The sequence below is a fragment of the Aeromonas sp. 5HA1 genome (assembly GCF_029237245.1).
Taxonomy (GTDB): Bacteria; Pseudomonadota; Gammaproteobacteria; order Enterobacterales; family Aeromonadaceae; genus Aeromonas; species Aeromonas salmonicida.
This window is the reverse complement of sequence record NZ_JAACFW010000022.1, coordinates 34,424-52,174: the sequence shown is the minus strand read 5'-3', so window position 1 is coordinate 52,174 and position 17,751 is coordinate 34,424. Positions and strand designations below refer to the sequence as shown.

The 17,751-nt window shown below is 59.8% G+C and carries 18 protein-coding genes and 1 riboswitch; of the genes, 6 read left to right on the top strand and 12 right to left on the bottom strand.

Annotated elements, in window-relative coordinates; translation table 11 throughout:
• Window positions 1-171 precede the first annotated feature (171 nt).
• The gene (locus GWQ27_RS17870) at window positions 172-891 is read left to right on the top strand and encodes an SDR family NAD(P)-dependent oxidoreductase (RefSeq protein ID WP_275907928.1); all 720 of its coding nucleotides are present in this window, start codon (window positions 172-174) and stop codon (window positions 889-891) included.
• Here the strand turns inward: GWQ27_RS17870 and GWQ27_RS17865 are convergent.
• Entirely contained in the window at window positions 851-2,944 is a 2,094-nt protein-coding gene (locus GWQ27_RS17865; protein WP_275907927.1) for a GNAT family N-acetyltransferase, read from the bottom strand. The two genes, GWQ27_RS17870 and GWQ27_RS17865, sit on opposite strands and share 41 nt — an antisense overlap.
• Window positions 2,941-3,255, bottom strand: a complete 315-nt coding sequence (locus tag GWQ27_RS17860) for an HlyU family transcriptional regulator (RefSeq protein WP_265434780.1) — start codon at window positions 3,253-3,255, stop codon at window positions 2,941-2,943. The genes GWQ27_RS17865 and GWQ27_RS17860 overlap by 4 nt, the downstream gene beginning before the upstream one ends.
• A gap of 138 nt (window positions 3,256-3,393) precedes the next feature.
• Here GWQ27_RS17860 and GWQ27_RS17855 point away from each other — a divergent pair, with 138 nt between their 5' ends.
• The 4 genes from GWQ27_RS17855 to GWQ27_RS17840 all read left to right on the top strand — a co-directional run bounded on the left by GWQ27_RS17855 (window position 3,394) and on the right by GWQ27_RS17840 (window position 7,080).
• Window positions 3,394-3,600 carry a bacterioferritin-associated ferredoxin gene (locus tag GWQ27_RS17855; RefSeq protein WP_005314070.1) on the top strand — a complete coding sequence of 69 codons (207 nt, stop codon included), beginning with the start codon at window positions 3,394-3,396 and terminating at the stop codon, window positions 3,598-3,600.
• A 146-nt stretch (window positions 3,601-3,746) separates the two neighbouring features.
• Window positions 3,747-4,226 (top strand): bacterioferritin, encoded by a 480-nt coding sequence (gene bfr / locus GWQ27_RS17850; protein ID WP_005314068.1) that lies wholly within the window; start codon window positions 3,747-3,749, stop codon window positions 4,224-4,226.
• A gap of 201 nt (window positions 4,227-4,427) precedes the next feature.
• A complete protein-coding gene (locus GWQ27_RS17845) occupies window positions 4,428-6,533 on the top strand; it encodes a DUF885 domain-containing protein (RefSeq protein ID WP_275907926.1) in 2,106 nt (701 codons plus the stop codon).
• An 88-nt stretch (window positions 6,534-6,621) separates the two neighbouring features.
• Window positions 6,622-7,080 carry a methylglyoxal synthase gene (locus GWQ27_RS17840; protein WP_021139003.1) on the top strand — a complete coding sequence of 153 codons (459 nt, stop codon included), beginning with the start codon at window positions 6,622-6,624 and terminating at the stop codon, window positions 7,078-7,080.
• A gap of 122 nt (window positions 7,081-7,202) precedes the next feature.
• Here GWQ27_RS17840 and GWQ27_RS17835 read toward each other — a convergent pair whose 3' ends face one another.
• Window positions 7,203-7,790 (bottom strand): superinfection exclusion B family protein, encoded by a 588-nt coding sequence (locus GWQ27_RS17835; protein WP_017412541.1) that lies wholly within the window; start codon window positions 7,788-7,790, stop codon window positions 7,203-7,205.
• Window positions 7,791-7,994: 204 nt separating this feature from the next.
• Window positions 7,995-8,101, top strand: a riboswitch (yybP-ykoY riboswitch).
• Window positions 8,102-8,190: 89 nt separating this feature from the next.
• Here GWQ27_RS17835 and GWQ27_RS17830 point away from each other — a divergent pair.
• Window positions 8,191-9,177, top strand: coding sequence for a hypothetical protein (locus GWQ27_RS17830; RefSeq protein ID WP_021139002.1), 987 nt, complete (start codon window positions 8,191-8,193; stop codon window positions 9,175-9,177).
• A 101-nt stretch (window positions 9,178-9,278) separates the two neighbouring features.
• Here GWQ27_RS17830 and ansB read toward each other — a convergent pair whose 3' ends face one another.
• The 9 genes from ansB to GWQ27_RS17785 form a co-directional block, all read right to left on the bottom strand.
• Window positions 9,279-10,337, bottom strand: coding sequence for an L-asparaginase 2 (ansB, locus tag GWQ27_RS17825; RefSeq protein WP_275907925.1), 1,059 nt, complete (start codon window positions 10,335-10,337; stop codon window positions 9,279-9,281).
• Window positions 10,338-10,468: 131 nt separating this feature from the next.
• Complete coding sequence (locus GWQ27_RS17820; RefSeq protein ID WP_113720839.1) at window positions 10,469-10,663, bottom strand: heavy metal-associated domain-containing protein; 195 nt, start codon at window positions 10,661-10,663, stop codon at window positions 10,469-10,471.
• Between the two features lie 62 nt (window positions 10,664-10,725).
• Window positions 10,726-11,688 (bottom strand): LacI family DNA-binding transcriptional regulator, encoded by a 963-nt coding sequence (locus GWQ27_RS17815; RefSeq protein ID WP_275907924.1) that lies wholly within the window; start codon window positions 11,686-11,688, stop codon window positions 10,726-10,728.
• A 132-nt stretch (window positions 11,689-11,820) separates the two neighbouring features.
• Window positions 11,821-12,960 carry a carbohydrate porin gene (locus tag GWQ27_RS17810; protein WP_275907923.1) on the bottom strand — a complete coding sequence of 380 codons (1,140 nt, stop codon included), beginning with the start codon at window positions 12,958-12,960 and terminating at the stop codon, window positions 11,821-11,823.
• A gap of 241 nt (window positions 12,961-13,201) precedes the next feature.
• On the bottom strand, window positions 13,202-14,131 hold the full coding sequence (locus GWQ27_RS17805; protein WP_275907922.1) for an ROK family protein: 930 nt from the start codon (window positions 14,129-14,131) through the stop codon (window positions 13,202-13,204).
• An 11-nt stretch (window positions 14,132-14,142) separates the two neighbouring features.
• On the bottom strand, window positions 14,143-14,454 hold the full coding sequence (gene chbA, locus GWQ27_RS17800; RefSeq protein ID WP_021138996.1) for a PTS N,N'-diacetylchitobiose transporter subunit IIA: 312 nt from the start codon (window positions 14,452-14,454) through the stop codon (window positions 14,143-14,145).
• A gap of 72 nt (window positions 14,455-14,526) precedes the next feature.
• Window positions 14,527-15,912 carry a glycoside hydrolase family 1 protein gene (locus GWQ27_RS17795; protein WP_096117976.1) on the bottom strand — a complete coding sequence of 462 codons (1,386 nt, stop codon included), beginning with the start codon at window positions 15,910-15,912 and terminating at the stop codon, window positions 14,527-14,529.
• Window positions 15,913-15,965: 53 nt separating this feature from the next.
• A complete protein-coding gene (locus GWQ27_RS17790) occupies window positions 15,966-17,294 on the bottom strand; it encodes a PTS sugar transporter subunit IIC (protein WP_275907921.1) in 1,329 nt (442 codons plus the stop codon).
• Window positions 17,295-17,334: 40 nt separating this feature from the next.
• Window positions 17,335-17,640: a PTS sugar transporter subunit IIB gene (locus tag GWQ27_RS17785; RefSeq protein WP_042467706.1), complete on the bottom strand. Its 306-nt coding sequence runs from the start codon at window positions 17,638-17,640 to the stop codon at window positions 17,335-17,337.
• Window positions 17,641-17,751 lie beyond the last annotated feature (111 nt).

Below are 17,751 nucleotides of genomic sequence, written 5' to 3'. Positions count from 1 at the left end.
GCTGCGGTTTTCCCTCAGTATAGGAATGGATCCGTCCACACCGGAGAGATCCATACAACATAACCCTCATAACTGCTTGATCCCGCAAGTAGGAAGGCACGTAACAGCTTAACAGGGAAACAAAGATGCGATGGAGAAGACCATCACACTCACCACAAACAGGAGCGGAGCATGACAGAGGCTGTGGTTGTGATAGGGGCAGGGGGCGGAATCGGGCAGGCACTGGTGGCGCACTGGCTGGCGGCAGGAGCCAACCCAGTCATTGCGGTCAGCCGACAGCAAGCTCCCGTCGGGTTTGATGATCCCCGCTTGCATTGGCTGCCCTGCGATTACAGCGATCAGCAGATGAGCCGCTGCGTCAGCCATATTGCCGGACTGGCTCCCGGTTTGCGCTATCTGGTGATCTGCAATGGCGTTTTGCATCAGGGGGAGATCAAGCCGGAAAAACGGCTGGAAGCGCTCAATGTCGAGGCCATGACCCGCCTCTACCAGACCAATGCCTTGCTGCCGCTGCGCTGGATCAACCAGCTGCTCCCGCTGTTTGGCACCTCACCTTGTACCCTGGCGGTGCTTAGTGCCCGAGTCGGCAGCATTGGTGACAACCGCGCTGGTGGTTGGTATGGCTATCGCGCTGCCAAGGCCGCTCTCAATATGTTGCTCAAGTGCGCGTCCATCGAGCTCGCCCGGCGAGCCCCGGGCGTCAAGCTGCTGGCGTTTCATCCGGGCACTGTGGATACCCAGCTCTCGCGCCCGTTTCACGCCAATGTGCCGGCCGGCAGTTTGCAGACGCCAGAGCAGGTAGCTCGCCATCTGGTGAGTTTGATAGCGCGACTTGTGCCTGACGGCGAACTCAGCTATCTCGACTGGCAGGGCAAGACTCTCGAGTGGTAGAGGTATCCAACAGGCGAGCCAGCAGGGTTCGCAGCGCCTTGATGATGGCCGGCTTGCCCGCCAGTTGCAGGCTGGCAGCCAGTCGACTCCATTCCGCATATTGCCAGATGGTGGCGATCAGCAGCTGGCACTCGCTTGGCGTCAGGGAGGCCAGTCGCGGCAGATTGCCTGTCAGCCAGCACTGTAGAGTGGATTGGCACAGCTCGAACGGCTTGTGGTGATGGGCGAAGCAATCAAGCTCATCCCGTTCAAACTCATCCAGCTCAGGCACGGCCAGCTCTTGTCCCTTCACACATTGCCACACCAGTTCGGGATCCAGCTCTTTCAACTCCCCGGCCAGCAGGGTAGGTAGCTGTTGTACGAAGCGCTGGCGCCACAGGTCCAGCTCGGCTTGCCACTCGGGTTTCAACGCCTTGAGCAGCAGGGCGGCATGGCTGCCGCTGGCGGCATCCCGCTGCAAACCGATGCGCAGTGTCACCAGCCCGGCCTTGCGCCAGAAGGGCAACAAGTCGGCGCTGGCCGAGAAAGCGGAGCCGAGATAATCGAGCCCTTCCTCCCGGTAGTAGTCCTCCAGCTGGCCGAGCAGTCGTGAGCCGAGCCCGTGGCGATGCAGCGCTGGGTGGATGGCGATGCGCATCACCCGGGCGTAGCTGTGTCCCCCGGCTGTCTTGAAACCTGCGTGGGCAAGCAGGGACTGGGGCAGCAGATGGCCGCGCGGGCGCCGTCGGCCCGCCCAGATAGCCTCGGCGAGTTCGGGGGCGATATTGCCCTCCCGCGCTACCAGCGCGACCCCCAGCAGGTTCTGCGCCTGTTCCAGCAGGTGGATGTCGAGATCCGGACTCTCCAGCAGAGATCTCAGGTCGCTCGGCGTGGTCTGGTAGTGGGCCAGCACCAGCAGGCCGAATACTTGATTCAGCAGTGCCTCATCGGTGGCCAGCGTCCCTTGCCCGATCAGCCGCCAGCTCGGGTTGGTCGGCGGTTGGGGAGCATCTACCTCGGTATTGAGGCCAAGGAGACGAAACACCAGCGGTTCCAGCGGGTCGCGAGTGCTCCAGCGGATGGGCTCGGCCAGGTGGATCTCCTGCCAATCCGGTGTCTGGCGGTCAAGCACTCGCTTGAAACGCAGGTGAAAGCCGCGCCCCGTTCCCTCGTAGCCGTGTTCCGTGGTGGCGAAGACGATGCGACTGTGGCGGGCCAGCATGGCCTCCAGCAGCGGCGTAGGGATGGCGGCGGCTTCATCCACCAGCAACAGATCGGGTTGCAGCGCCTCATGTACCAGTCGATCCGGTGAACAGAACTCTAGGCCCACAAGCTGCTCTTGGGTGGTATCGAGCGCCCGGGCGGCGTGGGCGAACAGGGTGGCGACAGTGGCCTGAGAGGGTGCCGTCACCACTATCTTCAGGTCGGGTTGCTGGCGCAGCAGCGCAGCGGCGGCGAGGCCCAGCAGGCTGCTCTTGCCGCGTCCCCGATCGGCGCTCAGCACCAGGGGGCGGCGGCGATGGCCGTGCAATACCCTGTGGATGGCGGGCAGAGCAAGAGCCTGATCGTCACTCAATGACCGTTGGGGCCCAATCGGTTGCCAAGGCTGTGGGCAAACTGGTGGAGCCAGAGAAAGAGCAGGATCGCCTTCCAGTAGCCGCACCAGCCGTGCGATAAAGCCGTGACTCGCACGGCTTGCCTCCTCCGGCTGGGCCACCAATCTGATCCGGTCGGGATCCGGCCATGCTGGCCACAGCTCTCTGGGCGGTGTCAGCAGCAGCAGCAGGCCGCCCGCCCGCAGTGTGCCTGCCAGGGCGCCAAAGGCGTCGGGATGAAAGCCGCTGAAAGCGTTGAAGACCAGCGTGTCGCACTCCTGACCCAGCCGTTGCAGCGCCTTGGCGGCGTGAACGGGCCCGTGGTGGGCGGGGCCTTCCCCCAGCCAGAAGATGGCACCGTCCAGCAGCGGCTCGGTACGGACGATGCAATCAGCCTCATCCCCTTCCAGCCAGATCAGTCGCCGCTCGCCAGCATGGGCCAGGGTCTGGCGCAGGGCTTTCACCTCGGCAGGGCTCATGAGGCTGAACTGTCGCCCGCTTTGACGCGAGGTTCAAACATGCGATCCCCTGTCTGGTCGATAAAGGTATGAGCCTTTTGCACCATGAAACGCTCCGCATCGGCTGGGTTGGCAAACAGATCGGATCGGATAAATCGATGGGTTTGCAGTATGCCATCCATCTCTTTGGTGATACGGCCCGCCAACCGGTACTGACCCCCTTCCGCCATGGGCTCTGGATAGATGAGATAACCGGCGTATTCGCTGGGAGTGACGTCGACGGCCTGGGCTGGTTGGCCCCCGAACAGCGCTGTGAACAGTTTCTTGAGCATGATGTTTTCCTCTGTGACAGAGGCATTGTCCCCAAGGGGCTGATGGCTGGCAAGCGGGGGATCTTATTACTAATTGTTATTTGCACTACGAACCATTCTCATTTAGATTTCATGGCATTCCAGCATGAGGTAAACATTATGTACGTCTGTTTGTGCCGTGGCATCACAGATACCCAGATCCGCAAGGCGGTACAGGCAGGCAAGAGCGAGTTTCGTCAACTCAAACAGTCGCTGGAGGTAGGTGCCCAGTGTGGCAAGTGCGTGCGCATGACCATGGAGATCATCGCCGCCGAACTCGACAAGGCAGAGCTGGAAACGGCCCCGCTCTACTACGAAGTGGCCTGACCTAGACCCTGGCGTTTTCCAACCCGACCCGGCAGCAGGGTCACCCTTCCTTTCAGGCGAGCAGGCTCGCCAGACCTCTTGTTGTCACTTTTCTGGACTAAGCTCTAACGATCGAAGCCTCAGGCACGAACCAAGGAGCAGAGTCGATGAAAGGAGATCCCAAGATCATTGCCCACCTCAACAAGGTGCTGGCCAATGAGCTGATTGCCATCAACCAATACTTCCTGCATGCCCGCATCTACGATGACTGGGGCCTCAAGGCGCTCGGGCACAAGGAGTATCACGAGTCCATCGATGAGATGAAGCACGCCGACGAGCTGGTCAAACGGGTGTTGTTTCTGGAAGGGCTGCCCAACTTGCAGGATCTGGGCAAGCTGCGCATCGGTGAGACGGTGGAGGAGATGCTGCGCTGTGATTTGTCGCTGGAGATGGACGCCATCCCTGACCTGAAAGTGGCCATCGCCTATGCCGAGTCGGTGCAGGACTATATCAGCCGTGACCTGTTCCAGGACATTCTGGAAGATGAAGAGGAGCACGTAGACTGGCTTGAGACCCAGCTCGATCTCATCGATCGCATCGGGCTGGAGAACTATCAGCAGTCACAGCTGCATCACGGCTCATCCTGAATAGTTATGGCATGAAAAGCTGACTTAAAAACCCGCCAAGGCGGGTTTTTTCATATCCGTTGCATAGCTTTTCATCCGGTTTATCCATATGAAAAATAAGCTTATTTTTGTTAGTCAGGTCGCAAAAATATGTTGAGCAGATGTGCACTATTGGAACCCCTATCGGGGGCACACAATAACAACAGGTTAAAGGACTACACCATGCACTTCTTGCCCAACAAGCTTGCGCTGGCTTGCGCCATCGCACTCTCTCTCGCTGCCTGCAATGACAACAGCTCCAACGCGCCGGCGGATCCCGCCGCTACAAAGGCATCCCTGATGCAAATCATGGACGAAGCCCAGCGTGCGAGTCAGGCGCTGGACCCTTACGGATTTGCCATTGATGCGCCAGGGATCGCCCAGCGCAAGGCGCTCGACGGTTCGCTGCTCACCCGGCTGGATGCCATGGACCCGAGCGTGTTGAGCGAGCGGGACCGACTGTTCTACGACATGATCCGCTGGGATTTGCAGATCAACCTGGCGGGCTACGAGCTGCCTCAATCCCAGATCCCGATCCATCACTTCCGCAATCGGGTGGTGGATCTGGCCGATGAGGTCGGGGCTGCGCCCGCCAGCGGCAAGGCCGCCCGCACAATCAGCAGCGGCTTCGATTACTTCGAGCAGAGCTCGGCCGAGCGAGTCGCGCCGGGAGATGCAGCCTGGCGGCGTGATCTGGACCGTACACCTGCGGGGACGGTTGTAGCCACGCGGGCGAAGGCGGTGACGGCACCGCTGGCCTGGTATCAGGAACACCTCACCTGGCTCAAGGCCTACGACGCCTATCTGGCCGAAGTGAAGCATCAGTTCGAGCTGGGCAGCACCCAGGGCAACACTTTGCCGAATGAGCTGGTGGACAGGCTGCTGGCCCAGCTCGACAGCAAGCTGGACGGTGAAGCCATCTCCGGTGCCTACCTCGGCTGGCAACAGCTGCCAGGGGAGGCCGATGAGGCACTGCGCACCGATTACAAGGCGGTGCTGGACAGCATCAACGGCCGCTATCTGGCACTGCGGGACTATCTGGATTATCAGCATGGCGGCGCTTATGCGGTGCGTCTTGGCAGCGGTGAGTGTGACGATGGTTTCTGCGGCATGACCAATGGCCGTGACTGGTATCGCTGGTTGCTGAAGAAGCACACCACCACCGAGATGACGCCGGAGCAGGTGCATGCGCTGGGGCTGAGCGAGGTGGAGCGGATCTTCGGCGCCATGGTCAAGGTGTGTCATACCGTCGGCAAGTGCGACAGCGAGGAGGTAGCCCAGAGCAAGCAAAGCGGCCAGATCTATGACTTCTTCCGCTATCTCAACGAGCCGGCCTTCTTCTACCAGAATCCGCTGGCTGTCTGGTCTGCCGGTTTGAATCCGAGCAATGCGGCAGGGGCGGCGTTGAGTGAGCCACAACAGCAGGCGCTGGCCGAACATGAGCGGGCACTGCGGGAGTACAACGCCTTCAAGAGCAAGGCAGCGCTGGTGTTGCCGGATTTCTTCGATGCCGAGCGCACCATCCCCAAACTGGATTACGAGGTGGTGCCTGTTTCCTATGAGGATGCGCCCTATGGCGGCGTTGCCTGGTATCAGGACGGCAACCCGCAGACCGGTCGCAAGGGGCAGTTCTTCCTCAATACCTACTATCCCTATGGTTTGCAGAGCTGGAACATCAGCACCCTGCTGGCCCATGAGGCGGCGCCTGGCCACCACTTCCAGATCACCATAGCCCAGGAGCTGGCGGCCAAGGATCCCGACTTCCCGCAGTATGTGGCGAACGCTTCCTATACCGCCTATGCGGAGGGCTGGGCGCTCTACACCGAATACCTGGCGGATCACGACATGGGGCTCTATCAGGGGCGCGGCCTCTACGATCCGGCCGTGGGCGATGTGAAGGTCGAGGGCTCGTCTGCGTTCAACAACCAGCTGCAGTATTTCGGGCGCCTCAACGAGGAGATGCTCAGGGCCATGCGGCTGGTGGTGGATACCGGCATTCACTGGTATGGCTGGAGCCACGACAAGGCCGTCAATTACATGCAGGAGAATTCGGCGTTGGGGGCGGGAGACATAGGATCAGAGGTGCCGCGCTACATGGCCTATACCGGTCAGGCCACGTCTTACAAGGCGGGTCAGCTGGCGCTGATCCGGATGCGCGAATCCGCCGAGCAGGCCCTTGGCAGCCAGTTTGACCTCAAGGCCTTCCACCACCATGTACTGGAATACGGCATGTTGCCCATCTCTGTGCTGGAGCAGAAGAACCGGCAGTGGATTGAACAGTCGAAGTGATCACAGTTACGGCGCCCGGCAAGGCAGCGGGCGCCGCTTTCGATTAGGATACGGCTCTATTTCCATCACAATGCTACGGATGATTTACATGGAACTGATTGCACGTGAGATGGCCCCCCACAAGCGGGTGGCGCTGGTGGCTCACGACAACATGAAGACCCCTTTACTGAACTGGGTGATGCGCCGCAAGGAGGAGCTCAAACTCCACCATCTCTATGCGACCGGCACCACGGGCACCATGCTCGGCAAGCAGGCGCAACTGCCCATTACCTGCCTCTTCTCCGGCCCCATGGGCGGTGACCAGCAGCTCGGTGCCCTGATTGCCGAAGGCAAGATAGACGTGCTGATCTTCTTCTGGGATCCCCTCAATGCGGTACCTCACGATCCGGATGTGAAAGCGCTGCTGCGCCTCGCTGCGGTATGGAACATTCCAGTTGCCACCAACGAGGCGACTGCAGATTTCATCATGGACTGCCCCCATATGCGGCAGGCATTCAGCGTACAGATCCCGGATTATGCCGGCTATTTGAAAGCCAGAACTGAATAAGAGCAGATCCGCCAATCTGTGCTGGTTACTTGAAAGCCAGGACCGAATAAAAACAAACAGATATAACAGATAGCAAAGAGCCGGACACAGTCCGGCTCTTTTATTTGAAAGATGGCAGCAAGTTAACGCTGGAACCCCTTCTGGGCGAATTTGGGTCTGGCGCTCATGATCTGCTCCACCTGCTCGTCGCTCATCTTGCCGCGGGAGAGGCCCAGCACCTTGTAGGTGAGCAGCGGCCGTGCCGGCAGGGCAATCATCAGTGCCCGGATCTGGTTCTCGTCCTCTTTCTCCCGTACCGGCTTGCCATAGGCGTAGGTGAGTACGCCGGCATCCATCAGGTTTTTGACGGCAGGCTCGGTGATCGGCAAATTTATGACGCTTTTGCGTTGCAGCACGAACTCGCGCAGTACCGCTTTCTCGTTGAAGTCGAGGAAAGCAATCATCTGGGCCAGCAGATCCTGTTGGCGGCGGGACTGCCACTCTTCACAGGCCCACTCCCAGGCAATCAGAAATGCCTGACTGCAGAAGTAGGAGATGGCGATCAGCATGCCGACCCCGAGCCAAGCCGCGTGGAGCGTAGCCCACTGGCTGACTGCACCTTTCATCAGACCGGCCGGAAACAGCAATATGATGCTGCAGCAGAGTAACAACCAGACCATGAGCCAGTTGAGGCGGTTCAGTTGATAGAAATGTTGGATCCACCGTTTCATCGTTCATCCTTCCCAAACTATTGTGGACAGTAATCAACTCATAGCAATCGTTGTGCCAAGGCGTGGATACCGGGGGAAAGCGTGGAGATCCGGACGGAGAAATCGAGGGTACTGACCGAGTGGCGAGTTACATTCCCTTACAACTTACTGAGCTAATGATCATTAGTTTGCCTTGTGAGCAGGCCACCGGTTTGGTAAAAAGCCCGCACTGTCATTGGGGAGTAGCAACCCGCCCGTGATCCGGGCAGGGCTCATGTCAACATTCTTGGATCTTCCGATCCATGGCATGGGCGGCGATAGCATCTATCGCTCTGCAAGACCTTTGGCCTCGATACGCAAGCCAGCCGGGCGAGCCGTATCGGGTCCATCGGTTGTTCTGCTCGCCTGGCGGTTGCCTATTATGTTGATCACCCTGCTGTTATTTCTGCTCTCTGCCGTCACCATCTACCTGGCCTGCGAATATTTCGTCAACGGTATCGAATGGACCGGCCATCACTTCAAGTTCTCCCAGAGTGCCACCGGCTCCCTGCTGGCAGCCCTGGGTACGGCCTTGCCCGAATGCATCGTCACCCTGACCGCCTTGCTGATGGGGGATGCTCCCGCCCAGCAACAGATTGGGATTGGCGCCGCCCTCGGTGGTCCTCTGGTTCTCGCCACCATAGGCTATGCCGCCGTCGGCGTGACCCTGCTGCTGTGCATGAGCCGTGCCCATCGAGTCATCGACGGCGAGGTGCAGCGCGAGATAGGTCGGGATCAAGCCTGGTTTGTCGGTATCTTCCTGGTGGCTGTTGCCCTCGGCATGGTGGCTTTCACCGGCAAGGCCTGGCTGGCGCCGCTGTTCGTGCTGGTTTATCTGGTCTATGTGCGGCGCGAGCTGAAGCAGACCGACAGCCACGAGGTCGAGTTGCCCGAGCCCCTCAAGCTGGATCCCGAGGCAGAGATCCCGGCGCTCGGCAAGGTGCTGCTGCAGACCCTGGTGGCGCTGGTGGTGGTGGCGCTGGCTGCCCAGCTGTTTGTGCATCAGCTGGAGAGCATGGGCGAGCTGTTTGGTCTCTCCCCCGTATTGGCGGCCTTGCTGCTGAGCCCGGTGGCGACCGAGATGCCGGAGCTGATGAACGTGCTGATCTGGGTGCGGCAGGGCAAGAGCCGGCTGGCGCTGGCCAATATCTCAGGCGCCATGATGATCCAGGGCACGATCCCCAAGGCATTCTGCCTGCTGTTTACCCCCTGGTTGCTGGACAGCACCATGATGGTTTCCTCGCTGGTGACCCTGCTGGCGGTGGTACTGCTGTGGTGGGGCTTCAGCCGTGCGCAGATGACGGCGGGCAGGCTGGCCTGGGTTGGGCTGGTCTATCTCGGTTTTTGTGGCTGGCTGGTGGTGAGCTGACGGTGCGCTCTATGTGAAGATGACGCCATGAGAAAGGGCAGGATTCCATCCTGCCCTTTTTATTGTCATCAAAATATCTCAGCTGATGCTGAGCCCCGGGATCAGAACTGCTGGAACCAGCGCTGGATCTGGGCCGGATCCTTGCTCTGGGTCAGGGAGAGCATCAGCAGGATGCGTGCCTTCTGCGGGTTCAGGGTGCCGGCTGCCACGAAGCCGTACTTGGCATCGTCGATCTCGGCATCCAGGGTGGTGGCGCCGGTCGGTACGCGGGCGGAACGCACCACGCGGATGCCGTCCTTGCTCGCCTTGGCCAGGGTATCGAACAGTGTGTGGTAGAGGTTGCCGTTGCCCACGCCAGCGCTGACGATACCGTCAAACTTGGCATCCACCATGGCCTTGGCCGGCAGATCGGTGGCGTTGGCATAGCTGTAAACGATGCCCACTTGCGGCAGCTTGTCGAGCTTGCTCACGTCGAATGGTGTCTTGCTTGTGTGCAGACGTGCCGGTGTGCGCTGATAGTCGATTTTGCCGTTGTGGATGTAACCCAGCGGGCCGAAGTTGGGGGCGGCAAAGGTCTGCACCCCTGTGGTGTTGGTCTTGGTGACGTCGCGGGCATCCAGCACTGTATCGTTCATGGCGACCATGACGCCACGGCCCTTGGAGCTGGGGTCGGAGGCGGTGACCACGGCGTTATACAGATTCAGCGGGCCATCGGCACTCATGGCGGTGGAGGGGCGCATGGCACCGACCAGCACCACAGGCTTGTCGCTTTTGACGGTGAGGTTGAGGAAGTAGGCCGTCTCTTCCATGGTGTCGGTGCCGTGGGTGATGACGATGCCATCCACGTCATCCTTGGCCAGCAGCTCGTTGACTCGCTTGGCCAGGGTCAGCCATACCTCGTCGTTCATGTCCTGGGAGCCGATCTTGACCACCTGCTCCCCCTGCACGTCGGCCACGTTTTTCATCTCGGGCACGGCGGAGATCAGGGTTTCGATGGCCACCTTGCCTGCTTCATAGTTGGATTGGGTGGCGGACTGTCCCGCTCCGGCTATGGTGCCACCGGTAGCCAGGATATGAACCTGTGGCAGGGCCATGGCCATCGGAGAGAGGGTCAGGCCAAGTACGGTTGCGATCAGGGTCTTGCGGATAGGGAGAGTCATGCTGCAAATCCTTCTGAGTGATAAAAATTGCAGCAAGTTTGCGCTTTCTGTTGAGGAGGTCTGTGATGACTCTCACCAAAAAACAGCTGGGTACAGAATTTTAACCTGATTTATACCTCTATAGAGATAATTTAACTCGCCAGGAAGCCTTTGGCTTCAATCAGGGCGATCAGCTCCGCCTTGCTCAGATCGCTTTCGATGACGGCCTTGCTGCTGGCGAAATCCACCTGGGCCTGGCTAACAGCGCTCTGGGCCAGCAGGGCGTTTTGCAGGCTGGCGGCGCAGCCACCACAGGACATGCCGGAAATGGTGAGTTCGATGGTCATGGGATCACTCCTCTGTTGATGTGCAGCCAGCCTAAAGCTGCCGCCCGCAGCAAGGTCAAGCCCTAGCGAGCCACCACGGATTCACGCACCATCAGACGACCATGGAACTTCTGTTGCTCGTCGGCGGGGCGCAGGCTCTGCGTCAATTGGGCTTGCAGCACGCGCACACTCTCCTGTGCCAAGCGTTCGCTCGGATATTCGATGCAGGTCAGCGGGGGCGTCAGCTGATCTGCCAGGGCCGATCCTTCCAGGCTGATGACGGAGACATCCTGAGGAATATTGAGGTTGAATTCGCGCAGCAGACGCATGGCATCGGCTGCCTGGGCATCTTGCTGCACCACCAGTGCGGTAAAGGGCAGATAGCGGTTGAGCAAGCCGAGCAACGCCTGCTGGTTGTCGGTACCATCGATCACCAGCTGACTGTTGTAGGGCAGGGATTGCTGCTGAAGTGCCTGCTGATAACCCTGGATGGCACTCTTGCCGGCTGGGGATAGTTTGTCATCCAGCATCAGCACCATCTGACGATGGCCTTTGCCAAGTAAAAAGCGGCAGGCGCTCTCGGTGGCGAAGGTCAGGTCGTAGCAGAGATTGAGGTTGCTCGAATCACTCACCCCATCCAGCTGAAGGAGGCGCTCGTCCTGGTTCATTGACTGCTTGGCACCGATCACCAGCACGCCATCACAACGGCCGCCCAGCAGTTCGTCTACTGCCAGCTGTTGTTGCTGCGCCTCGTCGGCAAAGCGCACCAGCATGCTCTTGCCCGCCTTGGCCAGCGCCCCTTCCAGCAGCGGCAGCATGCTGGCCAGACGGTTGCCGAGCTGGGGGGTGAGAATGATGCCGATGCAGTCCGTCGCCTGAGTCGCCAGCGATCGGGCCGTGGCATTGGGGCGGAAGTTCAGTTGTTCTGCGGCTTGCAGCACAGCCAGCCGACTCTCTTCACGCACGCCGCGGGAGCCGCTCAAGACGCGGGAAACGGTGGCTTTTGATACATTCGCGAGGCGCGACACATCGGTAATATTGGCCATGGCTTCATCAACGGTAACCGGTTAACAGAAGTTCATCCTAACATAGGCCGATACCACCCGGTAAGGTTTGCCTGTTGGGCAGAATGGAAAAGGGTGGCCATCGCCACCCTCTGCCATCTCTGACCCCGTCCATCAGAAGAAGTATTTGAAACGGACCCGGCCGCCGTAACGATCTATGTTGTCCTCTTCGTTGCTGTCGACATTCAGCTGTGACCAATAGGCACCCAGGTAGATGTCAAAGTTGTTCAGATCCAGCACCTTGGGGATCTTGTAGGAGGCATAGACGGTGTTGATGGTGTGCTTGCCGACCATCTTGCCGAAATTGGCGCTGGCATTGCCCAGGTTGGCGCTGCTGATGTCGTTGATGGCGTAGATGTAACCCAGACCGGCGTTGTGCCAGAGCAGGTTGGCGCCCAGGGTTGTATCGGTTTCAGCTTCGGCATCCATGCGGGCGGCATTGACGTTGACCGTCAGGGCATCCTGGGTCCAGCTGGTGGTGAGGCCATAGCCCATGCGGTCGGAAACGGAGACATCATCCGTGGTGACGATGGCATCGTTGATTGCGTTGCCCTCGGCACCCAGCGCTACTTTCAGGTTTTCACCTTTCCAGGCGATGACAGGGCGGACTATGACGGAGTCCTTGGCCTTGGTCAGCGCATAGCCGTGGTACTGCTGGCCTGCGAACAGATTGGTGCGATCCCCCAGCAGGGTGGAGAGTTCCAGATACCAGTTGCCTGCCTCCTTGTTGAGCAGCAGCTGGCCGCCCTTGCCAGCCCGGCCACGGCCCTCTTTGAGCATGTAAACGTAACCATTGCCATCGGAGTAGAGGTCGTTGGCGCTATCCCCCGAGTGTTCGACAAAGATGTCCTGTCCCAGCGGGAACATGTCATAGGCCTCGAAACGACCCACCTTCATCCCCCAGTTGCTGCGCTGGCCGAACCCAAGATATGCATCATCGGCACCGGCACCGCCATTGGTGCCTATGGTGGGCTGGATCTGGATCTGGCCATAGCGGCCATCTTCGAGCTCTCGTACGCCGACGAAGTTCAGCAGCAGGCGACCATCCTCATCCCAGCGATCGGTGCGGGTTTCGCTGGTCTGCCCCAGCACATTGCCACGGGTGGTGTTGGAGGCATTGAGGTTGATCTCCGCATCTCCCCCCAGGCTGAGCCGGCCGAAATCCGTATTGGTTTCGACCACGGCACTGACCATGAAAGGAGCGCTCAGGGCCAGGATGGCAAGGAGCTGGACGGACAGGTTTGTCAGTTTCATTATTATCATTCCTTGAGTTTTATGATTTTGATATATAAGCGTTTATTTATTTGTCTCTCCAAAGAGAGGGCAAATTCGGTCATGCCTGCCCCCCATCGGCCAGGCAATGCGGGATTGGGGATCATGGATTGTTCAGTAGAGGGCCAGGGTGGGTGGCCGCGCTCGACTCAGGGTCTACATCGACAGTCAGGTGCAACGGCGATGGCGCACTGTGGACGATACCCGCCTTGTGCCGGGGGAATCATATTGCCCATGTGGCAATCCCTTCGGCGCAGCGTGGCAGCCAGGCTGCGCCTCGCACGCCACTGCTGTCACCATGGCGGGCGGGCACTATGGGGGTGATGCACCCATCCGAAAACAGATAGGGATCCAGCGCCCGGGGCAGGTCTCGGTAGAGGAGGTCGATGTTGGAGAGACCGCCTCCCAGTACTATGACATCCGGGTCCAGTACGTTGATAAGGCTTGCCACGCTGCGGGCCAGAGCCTGGATGAAGTGGCCATAATGGGCCAGCGCCTGGTGGTCTCCCTCTGCGGCTGCCGTGATGATCCCCCGAGGCGAGAGGCTGCGGCCATGGCGTTCGACAAAGCGGCCCGCAAACCCAGTGCCCGAGATGAAGCGCTCGATGCAGTTATGGCGGCCGCAGTAGCAGGGCTGGCTTGGGCCATCCTGTGCCGGGTCATAGCCGGGCAAGGGGTTGTGTCCCCATTCGCCTGTGATGGCGTTGGGCCCGACGATAAGCTGGCGATTGACCACCAGACCGCCGCCACACCCGGTCCCCAGTATGATGCCAAACACCAGTCGTCCTGCGTCGCCTGCGCCGTCGACGGCTTCTGACAAGGTGAAGCAGTCGGCATCATTGGCCAGCCAGACAGGTTGGCCCAGCACCCGCGTCAGATCCCCCTTGAGATCCTGCCCGTTGAGAAACAGGCAGTTGGCATTCTTGATGCGGCCGGTTTGCGGGCTGATCGCCCCGGGCAGTCCTATGCCGATGGTGAAGGTGCCGTCCAGCTCCTGGCGGATCTCGTTCACCAGGTCGGTGATGGCGGCAAGAAAATCGCGGTACCCTGTAGTCGGGGTCGCAATGCGTTTGCACAGCAGGCTGACACCCTGGCTATCGAGCAATTGAGCCTCGATTTTGGTGCCGCCGATGTCGAGTCCGAGTCGCAACATGGTTATCTTCCTCAGGCGGCCAGCTTGCGATGCAGCTCAATGAGCTCGGTGACCAGCTCCTTGGCGAGCATGGCGGTCATCAGGTGATCCTGGGCATGCACCAGGATCAGCTTGACCGGGATCTTGCCTTCCCCTTCATCCGCTTCAATCAGCCTGGTCTGCACCGCGTGAGCGGCGTTGGCGGCCTCACCGGCCTGGCGCAGCAGATCGTCGGCTTCGGCAAACTGGCCTGCCTTGGCTTGGCGCAGCGCTTCAAAGCAGAGGCTGCGGCTCATGCCGGCATTGATGATAAGACCCATCACTGTCTCTTCCAGATCGAACATATACGCTCCTTGGTCATGAGTGCCGGCCCCTTGTGCCGGCGCAGTGTCTTTAGCGGTCTCGTGACGAGACCATCAGTTGAAGCCGTGTTCGCGGGCTGCGGTCGCAAACCACTGACCGCTCTTCTTGATGCGTCGGGTCTGGCTCTCCAGCTCCAGTTCGATAAAGCCGTAGCGGTTCTTGTAGGCGTTGCTCCACGACCAGTTGTCGATGAAGGTCCAGAGGTGATAACCCCGGCACTGACAGCCTTCTTCCAGCGCCTTGTGCAACCAGATGAGGTGATCCCGTATAAAGCCGATGCGGTAGTCATCCTGGATCTGGCCATCCGGCCCCTTGAACTTGGCCTCGCCTTCGACCCCCATGCCGTTCTCCGAGATGTAGCTCGGGATGTTGCCGTAGTGGTCGCGCAAGTTGACGAGGATGTCGTAGATCCCCTGTTCGTAGATCTCCCAGCCCCGGTGCGGGTTCATCTTGCGACCCGGCATCTCGTAGTAGTCGAAGAACCACTCCGGCATGAAGGGGCTGGCAGGGTTGACCGCATTGCTGCGGGCCTTGACCCGGCGCGGCTGGTAATAGTTGATCCCCAGCAGGTCGATCTTGCCTGCTGCCAACAGTGCCTGATCTCCCGCTTCGCAGGCGGGCAGCTGGTCATACTCCTTGAGCAGTGACACCAGTTCGGCCGGGTACTCTCCCTTGACCGCCGGATCCAGGAAGCTGCGGTTGAACATCAGATCGGCAATGTTGGCCGCCTTCAGATCCGCCGGATGCTGCGAGCGCGGATAGGAGGGCGTCAGGTTGAGAATGATGCCGATCTGGCCATCCTGGCCGAGGGCACGGTAACGCTGCACTGCCATGGCATGGGCCAGCATGGTGTGATAGGCCACTGTGGCGGCGCGGCGAAAATCTACCACGTTCGGGTAGTGGAAGTCGTAGAGGTAACCTCCCTCCACCGGCACTATGGGTTCGTTGAAAGTGAACCAGTGCTTGACCTTGTGACCGAACAATCTGAAGCAGGTCTCGGCAAATTCGGCGTAGGCTGCGACCACCTCCCGACTCTCCCAGCCCCCCAGTGACTGCATGCTCATCGGCATGTCGAAGTGGAACAAGCAGATGAAGGGCTCGATCCCCTCGGCCTTGAGTTCGTCGAGCATGGCGTCATAGAAAGCCACTGCTTCCGGATTGGGCTCTCCCCGCCCTGCCGGGATCAGCCGTGCCCAGGCAATGGAGGTGCGAAAGCTGTTGTGACCGAGCTGGCGCAGCAAGCGAACATCGTCGCGAAAATATTCATAGAAACCGGAGGTCTGAGCTGGGCCAATCTGCTGGTGAAAGCGGTTGGGGGCCTGTTCAAACCAGTGATCCCAGATGGTCGGGGCCTTGCCACCCTGCAGGCTGGCGCCTTCGGCTTGTGCGGCTGAGGAGGCGCTGCCCCACCAGAACGTTTCAGGAAAACGGTATTGCATCTCGTGTTACTCCAATCTTGAAAAAGAGGCCGCCAGGCGGCCCCGGCAGGCAATCAACGGCTGGTGGCGACCGCCAGCGTCGGCGCTTCCTCGTTCTTTTCTTGCTCTTCCTGCTTGAGCAGGGTGCGCTCATAGGCTTTCAGGAAGGGGTAATACATGGCCGCGGCAGAGCACATGCAAAGCAGGCTCAACCCCATGGGGCTGATGGCCCAGTTGGCGGCCCAGGAGGCACCGATGGGGCCCGGTGTAGTCCAGGGGGTGAGGGAGACCACCCGTTCCACCAGACCGAAATCCAGGGCAAACCAGGCCAGGGTGGCGTTGATCATGGGCACCAGGATGAAGGGCAGGAAGAACACGGGGTTCATGACGATGGGCGCACCGAACAGTATGGGTTCGTTGATGTTGAACAGGCCCGGCACTACACCCATCTTGCCGATGGATCTCAGGTGCGCTGCCTTGCTGCGCAGCAGCAGGAAGGCCAGTGGCAGAGTGGAACCGACGCCACCGATCAGCAGGTAGTGATCCCAGAAGCCCTGCAGGAAGATGTGGGGCAAGGCTTCACCTGCCGCCATGGCGGTCTGGTTATTGGCCAGATTGGCCATCCAGAACGGGTTCATGATGCCGGTGACGATGAGGGCGCCGTGGATCCCGGCGAACCAGAGTACCTGGCACACCAGCACAGCCAGCAACATGGCAGGCAGGGAGTCGGAGGCAGCGACCAGCGGCTTGACCAGCGACATGATGGCTTCCGGCAATATCATGCCGGTGCTGTTTTCCAGCAGCAGGTTGAGGGGATGCAGGGTCAGGATGATCACCAGCACGGGGATCAGCACCTCGAACGAGCGGGCAACACCGGTTGGTACCTGGGGGGGCAGCTTGATGGTGATGTTGTTGCGTTTGAGGAAGGCGTACACCTCAGCCGCATAGATGGCGGTGATCAGGGCCGTGAAGATCCCCTGACCGGAGAAGTACTGCATGGAGATGGCGCCATCCTTGACGGGGGCGGCTACCAGCATGAAGGACATCAGGCAGAGCAGGCCTGTGGTGACAGGGTCGAGCCCGTTCTGACGGGCCAGACTGGCACCTATTCCCACCGAGATGAACAGGGTCATCAGGCCCATGCTTAGCTGGAATGGGAGCAGCAACTGGGCTTGGTAGGTGGACGAGAAGTCGAGCCAGGCGCGGGCAAATCCCCACTGGGTCTGGGGTGAGAAGGGGGGGAAGATGAACACCAGCATGAAGCTGCCGACGATCATGAAGGGCAGAGCTGCGATGAAGCCATCACGGATGGCCTGCACATATTTTTGCTGGCCAATTCGCCCGGCCAGCGGACTGACCCGGTTCTCTATGGTACTGACAAAGCGTTCGTATAGGGTGTTCATGAAGGTTTCCTTGTGACATTCACTGGTTGGGGCCTGCGCATCAGCGGATGAGAGAGAGGGCGTGGTCGAGGACCTTGTCACCACGCTGCATGCCGTAATCCATCATGTTGATGGTCTCGACCGGCACGCCGTGAGCCGCCGCTCGCTGCTGCAGTTCGGCCTGCATGTATTTGACCTGTGGCCCCAGCAGCACCACCTGGTAGTGAGGCATCTGCAGATCGAACTCTGCCGCACCGAAGGCTTGTATCTCGGCGCTCACCCCCCGCTTGTCCGCTTCCTCTTTCATCTTCTTGACCAGCAGGCTGGTCGACATGCCCGAGGAGCAGCACAACATGATTTTTTTCATTTCCAGATTCTCCAGTCGTTCGTAACGGATGGCGCATTCTGGATCGATGGATTTAATTTGGAAACCGGTTTCCGTATCATGTCCGTATATGTGTGAACAGGATCGGTAATT

Excerpts from the sequence above, each read along its gene's own strand:
- GWQ27_RS17870 (WP_275907928.1), top strand. The coding sequence starts at position 172 with ATGACAGAGGCTGTGGTTGTGATAGGGGCAGGGGGCGGAATCGGGCAG.
- GWQ27_RS17865 (WP_275907927.1), bottom strand. The coding sequence starts at position 2,944 with ATGAGCCCTGCCGAGGTGAAAGCCCTGCGCCAGACCCTGGCCCATGCT.
- GWQ27_RS17860 (WP_265434780.1), bottom strand. The coding sequence starts at position 3,255 with ATGCTCAAGAAACTGTTCACAGCGCTGTTCGGGGGCCAACCAGCCCAG.
- GWQ27_RS17855 (WP_005314070.1), top strand. The coding sequence starts at position 3,394 with ATGTACGTCTGTTTGTGCCGTGGCATCACAGATACCCAGATCCGCAAG.
- bfr (WP_005314068.1), top strand. The coding sequence starts at position 3,747 with ATGAAAGGAGATCCCAAGATCATTGCCCACCTCAACAAGGTGCTGGCC.
- GWQ27_RS17845 (WP_275907926.1), top strand. The coding sequence starts at position 4,428 with ATGCACTTCTTGCCCAACAAGCTTGCGCTGGCTTGCGCCATCGCACTC.
- GWQ27_RS17840 (WP_021139003.1), top strand. The coding sequence starts at position 6,622 with ATGGAACTGATTGCACGTGAGATGGCCCCCCACAAGCGGGTGGCGCTG.
- GWQ27_RS17835 (WP_017412541.1), bottom strand. The coding sequence starts at position 7,790 with ATGAAACGGTGGATCCAACATTTCTATCAACTGAACCGCCTCAACTGG.
- GWQ27_RS17830 (WP_021139002.1), top strand. The coding sequence starts at position 8,191 with ATGTTGATCACCCTGCTGTTATTTCTGCTCTCTGCCGTCACCATCTAC.
- ansB (WP_275907925.1), bottom strand. The coding sequence starts at position 10,337 with ATGACTCTCCCTATCCGCAAGACCCTGATCGCAACCGTACTTGGCCTG.
- GWQ27_RS17820 (WP_113720839.1), bottom strand. The coding sequence starts at position 10,663 with ATGACCATCGAACTCACCATTTCCGGCATGTCCTGTGGTGGCTGCGCC.
- GWQ27_RS17815 (WP_275907924.1), bottom strand. The coding sequence starts at position 11,688 with ATGGCCAATATTACCGATGTGTCGCGCCTCGCGAATGTATCAAAAGCC.
- GWQ27_RS17810 (WP_275907923.1), bottom strand. The coding sequence starts at position 12,960 with ATGAAACTGACAAACCTGTCCGTCCAGCTCCTTGCCATCCTGGCCCTG.
- GWQ27_RS17805 (WP_275907922.1), bottom strand. The coding sequence starts at position 14,131 with ATGTTGCGACTCGGACTCGACATCGGCGGCACCAAAATCGAGGCTCAA.
- chbA (WP_021138996.1), bottom strand. The coding sequence starts at position 14,454 with ATGTTCGATCTGGAAGAGACAGTGATGGGTCTTATCATCAATGCCGGC.
- GWQ27_RS17795 (WP_096117976.1), bottom strand. The coding sequence starts at position 15,912 with ATGCAATACCGTTTTCCTGAAACGTTCTGGTGGGGCAGCGCCTCCTCA.
- GWQ27_RS17790 (WP_275907921.1), bottom strand. The coding sequence starts at position 17,294 with ATGAACACCCTATACGAACGCTTTGTCAGTACCATAGAGAACCGGGTC.
- GWQ27_RS17785 (WP_042467706.1), bottom strand. The coding sequence starts at position 17,640 with ATGAAAAAAATCATGTTGTGCTGCTCCTCGGGCATGTCGACCAGCCTG.